This is a genomic window from Pseudobdellovibrionaceae bacterium (assembly GCA_020635075.1).
GTDB lineage: Bacteria > Bdellovibrionota > Bdellovibrionia > Bdellovibrionales > UBA1609 > JADZEO01.
On sequence record JACKAM010000004.1, the window covers coordinates 376,565 to 391,935 of the forward strand.

Here is a 15,371-nt window from a genome sequence, read left to right on the forward strand (position 1 = left end):
ATGTGGTGCAAGACATGGAGGTCTTATGGGAGTTCTTTCATCTCTTTATACCGGTGTGTCCGGTTTGAGTGCTCAGGGTGAGGCCCTGGGGGTGATTGGTGACAACATCGCCAATGCCAATACGGTGGGTTTTAAGGCCAGCCGTGCCGAGTTCCAGGACATAATATCCAAAAGCTTAAAAGGAATTCTTGGTGGAAACCAAATCGGTCGCGGTGTGAAGATCGGTGCGGTTAACCCTATTCTTATCCAAGGTAACGTGGATGCCACGGAAAAAGCCACGGACCTGGCCATATCAGGTGACGGCTACTACATTCTGCGTGGTTCGGACGGAGAGTCCTACACCCGCGACGGTTCCTTCCACTTTGACAAGGAAGGATATCTGGTCACCAATGACAACCAGCGTGTCCAGGGCTTTGAGGCTGATGAGTCGGGAACAATCATTAATAAGGTTGAGGACATAAGGTTCCCCCGCGCTCTGATTCCAGCTCGGGGCACAACCAAGGTCAAACTGGAGCTCAATCTGGATTCACGGGTCGCCCAAGAGCCTAATTCAGTCAAGACATTTGACCCTAAGAACCCCTATGATACTTCCAATTACTCGACCGGTGTTGAGATCTATGACTCTCAGGGTAACAAACACCTGATGACCATGTTCTTTAACAAGTTGGCCGACCGGACTTGGGAATACCGCGGAATGGTGGACGGGAAGGAAGTCACAGGCGGAGTCGAAGAAACCTTGTCTGAAGTGTGTAAAGGTAAACTGACCTTCACCGTTGATGGAAAACTGGACACTGAGGAACTACAGGCTTCGAATTTCAACTTCAAAGGCGGAGCTCTTCAAAACCAGCAAATCAAAATTGATTTTGGTGACTCCATTACCACTGACAAGGGCAAAGGTCTTGATGGGACCAAGCAGTACGGAAAGGATTCCGACATGATTGCTTGGCATCAGGATGGAAGTGCCGCTGGTACCATTACCAATCTGTCATTTAATGATGAAGGGGTTTTGACGGCCCTCTACAGTAATGGACAAACCAAAGATTTGGCCCAGATTGCTCTGGCCAAATTTGAAAACCCGGAAGCTCTATTTAAGGTTGGTAACAACCGACTAAAGGAAGCCCGGGATTCGGGAGCACCTGCTATTGGTAAACCAAATCGTGCAGGAAGAGGAAAGATCTTTGCCAAGTCATTGGAGAGGTCAACTGTGGATTTGGCGCTGGAATTCGTTAATCTGATTCAAAATCAGAGAGGCTTTCAGGCGAATGCAAAAACGATTACGACCACTGATGAGTTGTTGGCGGAAGTCATCAACCTTAAGCGGTAATCCTAGATGAATGGTTCAGGGCTGGGAGGCTCTTTGCTGAGCCTCCCAGTTCATAGATTTGGGCATTGAGGATTCAGTTGTGAATAAAACGGTCGTATGTGCTTATAAACTTCGCTTCCTGACGGCATTCTGTTTGGGCATTGTAAATGCCGGATTTCCGGCCCCAACCCTTGCAAACTCCAAATGCTCGGTTGAGGCTTTGACCGATGACTGCCGAGTGTTTGAAGGAGAACCCATCCGGTTCGCTGACGGAACTGAGATTCCCACCCTCAAGGCCGAGGGGGATCGAATGCCAAAGGTTAAAATTATTAAGGGAAAAAAAGGCTCGCCTTCCGCGAATGCAATTCGGGATGAAGTTGCAGAAGGACTTCAGCTTCAGCAGTCTCAGGCTGATTGGGAGTTGCGCATGGACTTGATGTACACCCTGAGCGAGGAAAATAAGTACAGCCTGAGCCGTCAGGCAGTACTTTTTTTGGGCAACCATCCGGAATTGGTGAGGCAGATTCTTGACGATAAGAACGACAATGGCGGCAGTGACGTCATGCTGCCATGGCCGATGGATGGTCGCGCTGATTTGACTGAGCAAACCAAACTAACCTGGGTCAAGCTGGCTGATGTTAGAGATTACTTTGATCGAAGTGTCTCTAATCGGGTGAAGACCAAGGTTCGTAATGTATTAGAAAGGTACGATGAAAAGTCAGAGGTCATCTATTCAGCCTTTAAGGATCAAATGGCAGGCTCAGAGCCGGTCGTTGATGAGGCCAAGCTCAGTCGCGCAAGGAATCTGGTCGTCGAAGCCAAGGCGACCATCGAGAATGCCCTGTTGGCCGGTCGCCGGGAGCAGGAGTTGTCGACAGAGGAGCGCGGGCAGCTGACCCGCATTCGCAAAATTGAGGCTAAGTTTCCAAGCAGATTCGATGGAGAATGCCAAGGCGAAGTGGGTAACGCCTACTATTCCTCAATTGATAACACCATCAATATCTGTCCTCAATTTATGAACTATCCAAGCTCATCTCTAATAACGGTGATTGGCCACGAGCTGGGGCATGCTGTTGACCCTTGTATTTCCCAGTTTGCATTTTGGGAAATCGACGAGAAGATGGCCTCTACTTTCGATATCAACAATCCCCCCGAGGAGGCGCAGAAGTCGGAGGAGAGACTGTTGATATTTTCAGCAGTCGTCGGTCTATCTCAAATCAGTAAAGTCAAAGAGACGAGCTTACCCTTTGAAATGATGTCTTCGTCTCCGGAGGACCTGCGATATTTGCAGGACATTGGACTCTTAAGGTTAAAAGCGCCAGGAGTGCCATTCACCCATTACCCCCTCAGGGACGTCTACAAATGCCTGACCAGACCAGAAGGCGGAGGGTTTCGTGAGGTCACCAAAGAGGATCTTGAGCGGATGGCAGAGGAGGTCACTCAGTATAGGGCTGAAATCCTTGGCAAGGGATACAGGGCCAAACGGGATCAAATGCGCATTGTTGAGGCCTTTTCCCGGTACCCCCAGTGCACCGGTCCCGCCAAGTCTTCGCAGATGGGTGAAGCCATCAGCGACTGGTTGGGAGCAGAGGTGTTGGGGGCTCACTTGAAAGGCAAAAAATTGAAGACCAACCAGGAACGCTTGGCGGGAATAGGAGTTTTCGCCGCGGCCCTTTGTGAAGATCGGAAAATTGTCTCACGACCCTTGGCCACGGACATGGATGTGATGTCCGCTGCGGCTGCGGACTGGGCCTCTCACCGTGGTCAACACCCGCCATCGGCAAGAAGAATCAATGAAGTCATTTTGCGCCACCCGGATGTCAGGGAATCGATGGGGTGCGGGCCCGGCGATCCAAATTGCGTACACCATGCAAAGGCGGGAACGACGAAAGAAGGCGGGGGCATTGGCCGTGATCAGGGAGTGAAAAACTGATGAGTGTCTTTAGAGATATTTTTGTGCTCATATTGCTTGGTTTTTATCTTTTGATGGCGTGGACATCTCAGGCCACGACCTTGCCAATCAAGACCTCAGAGGAAATTGCCCTAAGTATGGGTCATCAGACTCGCGAGACGATGTTGGTGGCTAAGGGAAGGCTAAATAAAAAAGATCTGTGGTTTATTGAGTACCGAGTTGGGCAAAAGATTGTTGGTCGAAAAATTCTGCTTCCCGATTACTACAATCAGTTTAAAAAGGAGCTGGACAATCATCTCAAGTATCGGCGCACAAAAAGCCTGGCGGGATCCATGAATTGCCCTTCCCCGGTTTTAGTTCATCATCGGAACAACCGGGGAAAGATCGATAGGAATGAAATCTGCCCGCCGCTTCTTTCCCAGGAAAATCGCATCAAGTTCGGTCAGTGGTACAGTCGCTGGCGCAACTTGGTGAATCGCAGCCAGGTTTTTTAAAACCAAACCTCAGCCTGAAAGCCATAGGCCCCACCACTGGTCAGGTCGGCGTAGGCCGGAGCTCCAGTTGCAATTTTGGCCTTATTCTCTTTGTTCCACCAACTGTGAGTGTAGAAGGCTCGCAAAACAGGGCGCCCCCACACGCTGCGGTTGATCGCCAATTGGGGAGCGACTGTGGCACGAATGAGAGTCCGAGCTCCGAGGGGATCGCCCATACCATCCTTTTCACTTTCAATCTCCACCTGGGAAAAGCCGACTTGCCCGGTCAGGTGAACATGATCAGTGAGAAAGTAAACGGGATGAACTCCTATTCCAGTCCAAGTTCCTGCGCTGTCGGTGTCGGCGCCCGTGTCCCATTGTTCGTGCATGGCCATGAGATGAAAGGCCCACTTGGAATCGGGAACAAAATGTGTCCAGTGGTCGGCAATGCGCAATCTCTGTGCTTTATCCTGGGTGCTCACGTTTTTCACAGGAGCTGTGTCGCCACTCAACTCCAATGATTCCATCAGACCCTGTCCCGCAACCAAAAGGGCAATATTAAATCCCTCGCCCAACTTGGTGTGAAATTTGGTACCAGCCACATAGCCGGTGGCTTTTTCATAGATGGTCGCTCCGCTTGTTCCGTTAGGAGCATGGGCATAGCCCAACCAAACCTCTAGCTCTGTATTCTCGGTGACTTCGATCTTGGAAACCCGTGCATCCCATAGAGTCAAACCATGGCGGCCCACGTCCGATTGGGTCGTTCCGATTTGGCGAATCTGGGCTAAGGCAAGTTGACCAAACCCTAGGGGTACGTCCTCAACTCCTGCTCCATTGCCAATTGTGTTTCCCCAATACCACCAGTCATTCATGTAGAGGTCCGGTCCACGATAGAATCGCTTGCCCGCCCAAAAGGTGTAAGGGGTGTCATGAAAGCGCCCGCCTTTAACAAAGGCTTCGGTCAGATGCAGCTCTTCATTGGTTCCTTCATAGGCGGCATGACCGGGAGAAATATAGGCCAAGCGAATGGTACTCTTGAAAAAAGGGTCCGTTTCTCCCTGAGCCTTGAGATGATGAGCTGTAAAGGCGGCCTCACCATAAATGGAACATTCGTTGCCCAGACGAAATTCGTTTCCCGTGGTTCCGGAGTTAGTGAAACACTCCTGATCTCCGCCTTTAGAATTGGTGCCCGTACTGGCACGAAAATACCCGTTGTACTCAAAGTTCTCTGAGTGAACCGCGCCGGCGGCGAATGAAACACAAAGACCCACCCCAAGCAGGAGGCTGCGACAAAAGAAATTCATTTGCTGTCTTCCTTGTTTGTACTTGTTTAGGTTGTTGACCCGAGAGTTTGGGAGAACCCCCGTTTCGCGCGGGAATGTAGCCCGCCCATGGGGCTAGGTAAAGAAGACACTGGACTTGGTGGAATGCGTTGGAAGAGGTTTTTTAGCGATTCCGTTTCGCGGCCCGAAAGGGCTCATCCGCCGGGGTGCGGCCAATGATCATTGGGGACCCTAGGCCCTGACTTCCGCGCCGTTCCCAAACCAGATAAACAGTGCCCTCAACAATTGTCGAAGTTCCCAGCTGGGAATCGGTACGGGCAATGATCCGTGCCTTCAAAACATTCTTATCCAGTTCATGAGAGGTCTTAGGGTCAACAGTGAAGGGCAGCAGTCCGTACTCGATGGCCGAGCCATCGGCGTAGACCACTTGAAAAATCTGAAAGTCATGAATCGCCTGATCGAGAGTTTTCGTCGAGTGCAGGCAGATGGAAGTCACTTTCTTGTTGGCTTCGACACCGGGATGACTGAGTTCGTTGGGGGCGCAGGTGCGGTAGAGCACAGACTCTTCCTTGTGTTGTTGCGGTCCGTGCAGAACAGAGATCTTCTGCTCAAAGGATTCTTCACCATGTGCGGAGACACCAACAAATAGAGCCAAAGTCGCCAAGATGAGGCTGCGCATAGACCTTCCTTTTGCAGAAATCGGGTGGGAACCCGGTTAGGAGCCCTTATACCTCAAGGTAGAGGGATGCGGCCAGTCAGTGGTGAGCCATGGGGTAGTATTTACAGGAGTGTCAGTCTGAGCTGCAACCTACTGAGGGGCGATGGTGGTCACAAAGCGATTGACCGGTCCGTCGATCTTGAAGATCACCGCCGGTTTTTCTGCGTTTCTCTCCGAATTGAGGCTAATGGCGCCTGTAACCCCCGGAAATCCCTTGGTTTCAGCAATCTTATTGCGGATCTCTTCACGGGAGAGGACCTTAGCTTTGCGAAGGGCCTCTGCCAGTATGTGGGTGGCATCAAAGGCCATGGCGGCAAAGCCGTCAGGTCTTTCTTTGTACTTGGATCGATAGAGTTCGACGAAGTCCTTCACCTGGGGCTCTTTGCTTTCAGATGTAAAGTGACTGGAAAAATAGCTACCATTGACCGACTCCCGGGCCAGTTCAAAGAGCTTGCCCGAGTCCCAACCATCACCACCGAGCAAGTGAGCCTTTAAACCCATTTGCCGTATCTGACGGGCAATCAAAGCCACTTCCGTATAATAACCGGGAATAAAAATGGCAGAAGGTGATTGGGAACGAATGTGGCTAATTTGATCGCGAAAATCTAAGTCTCCTGAGACAAACTCTTCTTCGGCGACCACTTCACCACCAAGGTTGAGGAATGTTTTTGAGAAATACTCAGCCAAGCCCATGCTGTATTCGGACTTGCGGTCACGAAGGATGGCCACCTTATCAACTTTTAGGTGGCTGCGGGCAAACTTGGCCATCACGTAACCTTGAAAGGGATCAATAAAACAAACGCGAAAAACATAGTCTCCCGCCTCAGTTACCCGTGGATTAGTTGAGCTGGGGCTTATCATGGGAACTTGCTTCTTCTGGGCAATGGGAGCAGCGGCCAGAGATAGCTGGCTGGCGGCTTGGCCAATGATGGCCACCACGTTGTCCTGGTCGGCTAGAGCTTCCACCAATTGAGCGGCAGTTTCCGGTTTTCCCTGATCATCTTTAATGATGAGCTTGAGCCGTCTTCCTTTAACTCCGCCTTTGGAGTTGATCTGTTCAATAGCCAATTCCAAGCCTTTTTTGGTGCTGCCACTAAAAGAGGCGTCTGTACCAGACAGGGACAGGAAGGCTCCAATGGCAATCGGACTGTTGTCGCCATCCGAATCAGATGAATCTCGTTTAAAACAAGAAACCAGCAACAGGCAGGGTAGCAGGACTAAACAGAACCGCCGGACCATTCTCATTGGGCAAGCCATCTCCACAAGTCAGAAAACAGTTAGGAAAGTGTTTTCTTAACAACTTGTGAACACTAGGTCAAACCGGCTCTTCGCGGGGCACTTGTCCCATGTGTCATGAGCGACACAGCATCTTAATATATAAGGACAGAATCAGCGCAGGCGATCGACCAAATCCATGACTCCGGGGGGAAGTGGTTTGGTTTTGCCTAGGCAGCTGCTCATCTCCACATCGAGGATCTGGCCACAGCGGATGCCCACCATCACGTCACAAACGCCCCTATGCAGGAGCTCGACCGCGTAAACTCCCATGCGGCTGCCTAAAATTCGATCAGCCGCCGTGGGTGCACCACCGCGTTGTATGTGACCCAAAATACAGACCTTGGCTTCGTACCCGGATTTCTTGCGAATGGCCTCCGCCAAATCGTAGGCTCGGCCCGGCTTCTGTCCCTCTGCTGCCACCAGAATACTCGATGTCTTTCCAGCCTTCATGCCGGCTTGGATCTTATCAACGGCCGTCTCAACGGGCAGTGGCGATTCAGGGATAAACACGGCTTCGGCACCCCCCGCCACTCCCACATCAACGGCGATAAAGCCAGAGTTGCGCCCCATAACCTCAACAATGAAAAGCCGGTCGTGGCTGGCTGCCGTATCGCGAATGCGGTCAATGGCTTCAAGAGCCGTATTCACAGCTGTATCAAAGCCAATGGTGACGTCGGTTCCAGAGATGTCGTTATCAATTGTTCCGGGGATTCCCACATAGGGGATTTGGTGCTCATTCCATAGGGTGTGGGCGCCAGTAAAGGAACCGTCTCCACCAATGCACACCAGGGCCTGAATGCCTCGGGCGCGTAATTGATCGGCGGCTATCTTGCGTTGATCCGGCTGGTGAAACTCGGGACTGCGTCCAGTCTTGATGACAGTACCACCTCTTTGGATAATGTTGGCAACGCTGCGAAGGTTGAGAGGGGTAAAATCCCCTTTGAGTAAGCCTTTGTAACCTTGGCCAATGGCCTCAATTTCGAGGCCAGAGGTAATTGCCGTTCGCACCACCGAGCGAATCGCTGCATTCATCCCCGGTGCGTCTCCACCACTTGTGTACACGGCGATTTTCTTTAAATTGCTGGAATCAAAATTTGCCATAGTCGGCACCAATATGGACTAGTTTTGGGCAAAAAAAAAGGACCAATTTCTTTAAGAAATCGGTCCCTTCTTAAAAGTTCGTCCGAACTTAACTAGCGCACAGATTCTTTGAACTCAGCGCCTGGACGGAACTTGGGGTACCAGCCAGCAGGAATCTTGATGGCTTTACCAGTTTGAGGGTTACGGCCAGTGCGGGCCTTACGCTTGGTCTTTGTGAAAGTACCAAAGCCGACCAACTTCACATCGTCGCCCTTTTTAACGGACTTGCGGATGATTTGGATAGTAGCATCCAAAACGCGCTCAGTTTGAGCTTTGGTCATATTTGTAGTTTCAGCGACTTTCTCGATAAGTTGCGCTTTGTTCATTCTAGGTTACTCCCGTTGAATAACTAGGTTGGTGAATAAAATAGTAGGAAAATTGAACTGTTTATTGCTTCCGGGGTCAACGGGTTTTTTTCAAAACAGTTGGGGAATTGCCGCCAGACCTCGGCGGTTTTTCGCTCCAGGGGTGAATTTGAGATGTCGCATTAAGTGAAAATGGCTCTAGCTGACTAATCTGAATCAATCCGAATGGGGGTCGATGTGATCGGTATTATTCTCTATTTCGGTGACATCTGGGGGTTCATCACTGGGTATAGTGTACTTCTCATCCGCCCACTGGCCCAAATCCAACAATTGACAGCGGTGGGAGCAAAAGGGGCGGAAATGGTTTTGCGATGAGTATTCACAAGATTTTCCACATTGCGGACAGTCGACCATTTTCATGTGGTTGACTTATCCGCCTGTGAAATACCTGTCAATTGGGAATCCCAGCGGATTCTTACTGAGAAACCTCAGAGTAGCCGAACTCTCCGCCTTTGTATTTGAGGCGCACACGAATGCGAGAGGCAAATGTGCCATCAGAATTCAAGCTGCCATTGTCTTCGGCAATGACGCTAATGACGTCATTGTAACTAGGGGTAAAGCCCATGCCTGTGGTGCGCAGCTCAAACCCAGAGTTGTTGTTAATAGGTTGGAAATTGCCGGTCACTGAAATGGGAACGCCTCCATAATAATAGGAGTAGTCCGAATAAGCGACGATGGTGGCAGCCCCGTAGACGGGAGGCTTGTTACCTTGGGCTTCAATATAGAGATAGCCGTAAGAGTCCCAAGACTTACAGTTGGCTGATCCCCAGTTCCAGCCAATCACAATCGGATTACAAACACGGCCGTACTCTTCCAGAAAGTCCCGGTAGAGCCCACTATTGGTAATGACCATGCGTCCAGTCCAAATGTGTCCAAAAGAGCCGTAGTCGTTGTTAGGAATTCCGCCTTCGATATGGACGCATTGATTGGTGTTGGGATCAACCCCATAGCCAGCCTGAGCGCACTGCTGAAGGCAGGCGTTGTGGGCCGGTGAAAAGATCTGTCCCACGCCACAAGCCTGTGGTGTGACGACTCCAGGTGAAGAGCTTTTCTTGCTCTTTTCCCCACAGCCGACGCCAATGCTGATGAGCAGGGCCATCGTGCCAAGAACGAGAATTTGGTAGAGTGCTTTCATCCTATCTTCTCCTCGGGCCTATTTCGCGGCCCAGGCCTGCTGCCCGATCAATAGACAGCACTCGCCTCTACCCAGGGAATTTCACGTCCCGTACCACCTCAAAACGAAATAAGGGGCTGTAGAGCCCCTGTCAAACATTAGACAAATAGGAAATTGTTACTCAGAGTGACGATAAACGTCTCTTTTGAAGACGTTAACCTACTCCATGCAGGTGTAGTCGACTTTGACCTTGGTGCCCTCAGGAAGAGGGGGGTTAAAGTAAACCTTGTCTCCCGCAACCGTGGGCACGGAGCCATTGGGGTTGGGAGTGATCTCTATCTTCTCCACTGAGGAAGGAGCACAGCGGAGTGTGACCGATCCCAATGAAGTCACTGTTCGTTGGCCAATCGCTGTGAGCTGACTGGCATAGTCGGCCGCACAGATATTACCTTTGATACCATCTGTGATGTCGCTCAATGATTGAATGATGTGACCATAGAAAGCGGGATGGTCCTTATCCTGGGCATCGTAGCAAGCTCGGTCGTTGCGTAAGATGGAAATCGAGTGACCCGTAAATGGTTTTTGCGGCCACTTAGCCTGAATCTTCGCCACCAGAGTCTGCGGATTGTCGTTTTGGTTAAGCGGGCGATACTGATTGGTGTAGTCCGTGAGTGGCCGCCCAGGATAGGGGGCCAACTCGTCCGGCTTGGTCATACAGCGGCCGCCACAACTCTTCTGGTCTTCGTCTGTCACAATCACCATGGCCAGGGCGGCATCAGGGCGGAAGCATTCGCCGCTACTCACCCGTTCAACAGCATGTGAGGCGGCGACGATGGCTTGTTCGTTACCACTTCCCTTACCGAAATCCCAAACGGCCAAAGTGCCGAGTGTATCGCCGAAGATCCTCTTAGCATCTGGTGTGTCTTTACGCAGAACCTTTGAGCCTGTTGACCGATAGTTCCATCCAACTGTGTGTTCGTACCAATCTCTTATCGCCCCCGCATCACTCTTTAGGGAGCCGTTTTCATTAACCGTGTGGGTGAGGGTGTAGCAGATCTGCCAGTCTACCCCGTTGGTGTTGAGAACATCGACAAGGTTTTCCAGTCGTTCGGCAAGCTTTTGATGCTCAGGCTCCATCGAACCGCTATTGTCGAGAATCATTAGGATGTCGGCCTTGGCCGAGGAGGTCGGAACAGTGAAGTTGGAGCTATAGGGAACTGGATGCTTAGGTTCACCGCAATTATTGGTGTAGCAAGGTTCACATTCCTTGCCTTCGCAGAACTGCGGACAGTCAGGGCCGGTACAGCCATTCGGATCTATTCCATTATTAACTTGGCTGGGATCTGGAGTTGAAAACTCCACATCGGAACACGAGTTAAACAGGCTGCCCGTCAGAAATAGCAGTCCGGCTATGGTAAGAGTGGTGAAAATCCTTTTCCTATGCACTTCTAGCCTCCCAGAACACCCCACATAGATAACTACCAATAATGATGCCAAGTCTCCTGTTGGTAAGTCGCTGAAATGAGAGGGACTTGGTGTCGAAGTCAAAAAAACTGGCCACGAGTTTGACGATAAAAATGTGTCGCTTCGAGACTTGTCGATGAATTGATCAATTTAAGAGTGAATCGCTTGATATCAGGGCGGAATCTTTGGTGTCAGAGACTGAAAATTGCCTCAAACCCGAACACCATTAGGAACTTTTATTAGGTCGGGGCCACATGAAGAAGACCATGGAGCTCAACAAAAGGCCGAGGCTGATCCAGGTGGAAACACTGATTCCCAGGGGCATAGGCCCTCGGTCGTCAACTCTCCAGTGTTCCATAATGAGACGGCCCAGCCCGTGAAGGAATATCCAGACGAAAAACAAACTTCCCGGGCGGGAGATCCATTTCTTGGGTGATCTTTGTTGCCGAGCTTCTAGAAAAAGCAGCAGAGCCAGAGTCGGCAATTCCCAAAGGCTGGCGTACAAGGGTGTAGGATGGCGGCCCGCAATGCTCCAAGGGAGTTCGCAATGATCCCCAAAACAGCAGCCATTGAGGAGGCAGGCGAAGCGTCCCGAGGCATAGCCAAAGGCTCCTATGGGAGCATAAAAGTCAGCCCACGCTAGCCAGTTTTCGCCCTTTCGATTGAGCCAAACCACCGAAGCAAAAAAGGCAGTCAGGGCGCCCCCATAAAAGACGAATCCCCCTTGCCAAACGCGAAAGATGTCTCCCGGGTTTGCCAAATAGTAATCGGGCATTTCATAGACGACATGAAAAAGCCGGGCCCCCAAAAAACCACCGATCATGATGATGAGGGCAATATCCAAAGCAATCGTGCGGTCGCGCTCCAGGCGCTCTGCTCTTTTGACCACCCAGACCAAGGCCAGGCAGTAGACAAGGCTGATCACCAACATGTAGGTGGGAAGGGAAACATCCTGTGTCAAGCGAATGGCTGGGTACAAAGGCTACCCCTTGGCCTCTTCGGCTTCAGCAGGTGGAGAAGGGGCCTTGTCTGCAGCCCGGTCTTCAAGAAACTGGCGGGTCATGATGATCATCAGCAGGCCAACACCACCAACAATGCAGGCATCGGCAATATTAAAAGCAGGCCAAGTGAACTTGTGTTGGTAATGAACATCGAGAAAATCAATCACGTAACCGAAGCGGAGTCGGTCGACATAGTTGCCTATGGCTCCACCAAACACATTGCTTAGAGCAAAAATCTGCAGGCGGTCGTTTTCCTTGACCCCCCAAAGGATGGAGAGAATCACAATAATGGCCAAAGGAGGCATGGAGAGGAAAAAAATATTGCGAAAAGTCTCGCCCGCGTCGCGAAAGATCCCAAAGGCCGCGCCCGTATTGCGCACATAAGTGACGTTAAACAGGTCGTTGATTACCGAAACGGTTTCACCCAAATAAAACTGGGTGTGGATGTACATCTTGGTGGCTTGATCCAAAGTGACAATAGCCCCGGCGAGAGCTGCGAGAAGCAAGTATTTCTTGCTAATTTTCATGCCAGAGCCTCAACACACTTGGGGCAAACATCTGGAAAGCGGCTGTCCTTGCCCGTGTCCACACTGTAGTGCCAGCAGCGGACGCACTTGTCACCTTGGGCGCGAACCGCGTCGATCTTCCTCTCCTTACCTTCCTGAATTTTCACATTGGAGACAATGAGAAATTCACGGAGGTCCTTCTGATACTGCTCAAGCACTTTGAAGACTGGTCCTTCGGCTGTAATTGTTAGCTCGGCGTCAAGGCTGGAGCCGATCACTTTGTTTTTGCGTAGGTCTTCGAGCACCTTTGAGGTTTGGGATCGAACTTCCAGAAGGGTGGCAAATTTGTCCGTGAGTCCCTCTTTTGTCCACTCGGGATTCACCTGAGGAAAGTCACACAGGAAAATGCTTTCATGCTCCTTGCCAGGCAAAAACTCATAACCCTCCTCAGCTAAAAAGGACACAATCGGCGCCATCAGAATGAGAGTCTTCTCAGTCAGTTCATAGATCACGGTTTGAGCCGCCCGGCGATGAATGCCGTCTGTCTTCCAGGTGTAAAGCCGATCCTTCAGCACATCCAAATAGGTGGCCGATAGCTCAACGGTGAAGAAGTTATTGAGAGCGTGGTAAACCTTGTAAAAATCGTAGTTGTCATAAGCTGACCGAACCTTGCCAACCAAATCATTCAGTCGAACCAGAGCCCACTGATCAAGTTCGGGCATATCCTTAAAGGCCACGCGATCTTTGCCAGGATTAAAATCATCCAGGTTCCCCAGCATAAAGCGTATGGTATTGCGGAATCGGCGGTAGGTCTCGGTCACCCGTTGAAAGATCTCATCGCCAATATTGACGTCCTGACCGTAGTCTTCATAGGCCACCCACAAACGCAGGATCTCGGCCCCAGATTTATTGATCACTTGGGCTGGGTCAATCACATTGCCCTGGGATTTGCTCATCTTATACCCTGAAGCATCGGTCACAAAGCCATGGGTGACCAGAGCTTTGTAGGGGGGCTTTCCCACCGAGGCAATGGCTGACATCAGGCTAGTCTGAAACCATCCGCGATGCTGGTCGCTGCCCTCAAGATAGATGTCAGCCGGAAAAGCCAGCTTGTCCCGCTTGCGCTGAACGGCCGAGTGGCAGACGCCACTGTCAAACCACACATCGAGAATGTCCTGCCCTTTGGTGAATTCGCTACCACCGCACTTGGCGCAGATCTTCCCTCGCAGGAATTCACTGGCTTTGCGGTTATGATAGGCGTCGATACCTTCGCCCGAAGACTCCATCACATCGGCGATGCGTCTCATGACTTCACTGTCGGCTAAAGCCTCGTCGCACTTGTTGCAGTAGAATACGGGGATGGGAACTCCCCAAATCCTCTGTCGGCTTAAACACCAGTCTGGAGAATTGGCAATCATCGAAGTCAGTCGCTGAATACCCCAGCCGGGAAAGTACTTAATGTCTTTCTCGGCGGCGCTAAGAGCCATTTGGCGGACAGGATATTTTTCGTCATCCATGCGCACAAACCACTGGGGGGTGGAGCGAAAAATCAAAGGCGTCTTGGACCTCGGATTGTGAGGGTAGCTGTGAGTGATCTCTTTGTGGGCCAACAAGTGTCCAGACTTCTGTAAGTCTTCGACAATTACCTTGTTGCCTTCCCAGATCTTGATGCCCTTATACATGGGCACTTCGTCAGTAAAACGTCCGGCCACATCAACGGGACTGTGAACTGGCAATCCATACTTGAGACCGACTTGGTAATCCTCAAGACCGTGACCAGGGGCTGTGTGGACACAGCCTGTGCCGGCCTCAAGAGTCACGTGGTCACCAATCATCACCAAGGAATCCCGACCCATAAAAGGATGATCGGCCTTCATGTTTTCAAACTCACTGCCCTTGATGGTCTTGGTCGGATTAAGGCTGAGTCCCGTGTCTTGTTCAACGGCTTCTTTTAGGTCTTCAGCGATGATCAAATACTCGGAGCCAGTGTCATAAAGATTGTAGGAGAAGTTCTCGTGAACGCAGATCCCGTAGTTGGCAGGAAGTGTCCACGGAGTGGTCGTCCAGATGACAAAGGACACGGGTTTATCGGGAGCCCCCAGCTTCTCAAGCCCTTTGGTTACCGGAAATTTCACATAGATGGAGGGGCTCTTGTGATCGTGATACTCCACTTCGGCCGCAGCCAATGCTGTCTGCAGGGCGGGACACCAGTAGACCGGCTTTTCACCCCGGTAAAGAACGCCATTGTCGAGAATTTGCGCTAACACCCGCACTTCTTCCGATTCGTACTCCGGCTGTAGAGTGAGATAAGGGTTGTCCCAGTCGGCCAAGACACCCAAGCGGACAAATTGTTCTTTTTGTTTTTCCACCCAACTCAGGGCTTCCTCTCGGCACAGCTGGCGAACTTCGCTGTCCGGGGTCTCCTCGCGCTTTTTGCCAAGTTTTTTTGTAACGTTCAGTTCAATCGGCAAACCATGACAGTCCCATCCAGGAATAAATGCGGCCTGGTAGCCAGACATATTGCGGTACTTAATGACAATGTCCTTAAGTACCTTGTTCAGGACGTGGCCCAAATGCAAGTTGCCATTGGCGTAGGGAGGCCCATCCGGCATGACATACAGAGGACGGCCTTCATTCTTCTTGATGATCTTTTGATAGAGCTCGTTCTTGTTCCACTCACTAATGCGTGCGGGTTCCGTCTGGGGGAGATTTCCCTTCATGGGAAAATCAGTCTTAGGTAAATGGATGGAGTCTTTATAGGTGTCAGCGACTTTGTCGGCCACGGGATCCTCGCTTGTGCCTTGTCTCACAGAC

General features: G+C 51.0%; 14 protein-coding genes. 3 read left to right on the forward strand and 11 right to left on the reverse strand.

Annotated elements, in window-relative coordinates; all coding sequences use genetic code 11:
* The first annotated feature begins 25 nt into the window (after positions 1–25).
* The 3 genes from H6624_19195 to H6624_19205 all read left to right on the forward strand — a co-directional run bounded on the left by H6624_19195 (position 26) and on the right by H6624_19205 (position 3,709).
* Positions 26–1,324, forward strand: coding sequence for a flagellar hook protein FlgE (locus tag H6624_19195; protein ID MCB9086475.1), 1,299 nt, complete (start codon positions 26–28; stop codon positions 1,322–1,324).
* A 79-nt stretch (positions 1,325–1,403) separates the two neighbouring features.
* On the forward strand, positions 1,404–3,236 hold the full coding sequence (locus H6624_19200) for a hypothetical protein (GenBank protein MCB9086476.1): 1,833 nt from the start codon (positions 1,404–1,406) through the stop codon (positions 3,234–3,236).
* Positions 3,236–3,709: a hypothetical protein gene (locus H6624_19205; GenBank protein MCB9086477.1), complete on the forward strand. Its 474-nt coding sequence runs from the start codon at positions 3,236–3,238 to the stop codon at positions 3,707–3,709. Before H6624_19200 ends, H6624_19205 begins: the two co-directional genes overlap by 1 nt.
* On the opposite strand, the gene H6624_19210 is transcribed toward H6624_19205, so the two are convergent.
* From H6624_19210 to ileS, 11 genes are all read right to left on the reverse strand, one after another.
* A complete protein-coding gene (locus tag H6624_19210) occupies positions 3,706–4,992 on the reverse strand; it encodes a carbohydrate porin (GenBank protein ID MCB9086478.1) in 1,287 nt (428 codons plus the stop codon). The two genes, H6624_19205 and H6624_19210, sit on opposite strands and share 4 nt — an antisense overlap.
* A gap of 142 nt (positions 4,993–5,134) precedes the next feature.
* Positions 5,135–5,650: a hypothetical protein gene (locus H6624_19215; GenBank protein MCB9086479.1), complete on the reverse strand. Its 516-nt coding sequence runs from the start codon at positions 5,648–5,650 to the stop codon at positions 5,135–5,137.
* Positions 5,651–5,779: 129 nt separating this feature from the next.
* Complete coding sequence (locus tag H6624_19220; protein ID MCB9086480.1) at positions 5,780–6,934, reverse strand: ABC transporter substrate-binding protein; 1,155 nt, start codon at positions 6,932–6,934, stop codon at positions 5,780–5,782.
* Between the two features lie 144 nt (positions 6,935–7,078).
* Complete coding sequence (gene pfkA, locus H6624_19225) at positions 7,079–8,068, reverse strand: 6-phosphofructokinase (protein MCB9086481.1); 990 nt, start codon at positions 8,066–8,068, stop codon at positions 7,079–7,081.
* A 92-nt stretch (positions 8,069–8,160) separates the two neighbouring features.
* A complete protein-coding gene (locus tag H6624_19230; protein MCB9086482.1) occupies positions 8,161–8,433 on the reverse strand; it encodes an HU family DNA-binding protein in 273 nt (90 codons plus the stop codon).
* Positions 8,434–8,628: 195 nt separating this feature from the next.
* Complete coding sequence (locus H6624_19235; GenBank protein MCB9086483.1) at positions 8,629–8,832, reverse strand: DNA gyrase inhibitor YacG; 204 nt, start codon at positions 8,830–8,832, stop codon at positions 8,629–8,631.
* A gap of 55 nt (positions 8,833–8,887) precedes the next feature.
* Positions 8,888–9,607, reverse strand: a complete 720-nt coding sequence (locus H6624_19240; protein ID MCB9086484.1) for a hypothetical protein — start codon at positions 9,605–9,607, stop codon at positions 8,888–8,890.
* Between the two features lie 198 nt (positions 9,608–9,805).
* Positions 9,806–11,032, reverse strand: coding sequence for a hypothetical protein (locus tag H6624_19245; GenBank protein MCB9086485.1), 1,227 nt, complete (start codon positions 11,030–11,032; stop codon positions 9,806–9,808).
* A 244-nt stretch (positions 11,033–11,276) separates the two neighbouring features.
* A complete protein-coding gene (locus H6624_19250; protein ID MCB9086486.1) occupies positions 11,277–12,029 on the reverse strand; it encodes a prolipoprotein diacylglyceryl transferase in 753 nt (250 codons plus the stop codon).
* 3 nt (positions 12,030–12,032) lie between these two features.
* Positions 12,033–12,572, reverse strand: a complete 540-nt coding sequence (gene lspA / locus H6624_19255; GenBank protein MCB9086487.1) for a signal peptidase II — start codon at positions 12,570–12,572, stop codon at positions 12,033–12,035.
* A gap of 2 nt (positions 12,573–12,574) precedes the next feature.
* A complete protein-coding gene (gene ileS / locus H6624_19260; protein ID MCB9086488.1) occupies positions 12,575–15,340 on the reverse strand; it encodes an isoleucine--tRNA ligase in 2,766 nt (921 codons plus the stop codon).
* Positions 15,341–15,371: the final 31 nt, after the last annotated feature.

Coding starts and splice junctions, on each gene's coding strand:
- H6624_19195 (MCB9086475.1), top strand. CDS start 26: ATGGGAGTTCTTTCATCTCTTTATACCGGTGTGTCCGGTTTGAGTGCT.
- H6624_19205 (MCB9086477.1), top strand. CDS start 3,236: ATGAGTGTCTTTAGAGATATTTTTGTGCTCATATTGCTTGGTTTTTAT.
- H6624_19210 (MCB9086478.1), bottom strand. CDS start 4,992: ATGAATTTCTTTTGTCGCAGCCTCCTGCTTGGGGTGGGTCTTTGTGTT.
- H6624_19215 (MCB9086479.1), bottom strand. CDS start 5,650: ATGCGCAGCCTCATCTTGGCGACTTTGGCTCTATTTGTTGGTGTCTCC.
- H6624_19220 (MCB9086480.1), bottom strand. CDS start 6,934: ATGAGAATGGTCCGGCGGTTCTGTTTAGTCCTGCTACCCTGCCTGTTG.
- pfkA (MCB9086481.1), bottom strand. CDS start 8,068: ATGGCAAATTTTGATTCCAGCAATTTAAAGAAAATCGCCGTGTACACA.
- H6624_19230 (MCB9086482.1), bottom strand. CDS start 8,433: ATGAACAAAGCGCAACTTATCGAGAAAGTCGCTGAAACTACAAATATG.
- H6624_19235 (MCB9086483.1), bottom strand. CDS start 8,832: ATGAAAATGGTCGACTGTCCGCAATGTGGAAAATCTTGTGAATACTCA.
- H6624_19240 (MCB9086484.1), bottom strand. CDS start 9,607: ATGAAAGCACTCTACCAAATTCTCGTTCTTGGCACGATGGCCCTGCTC.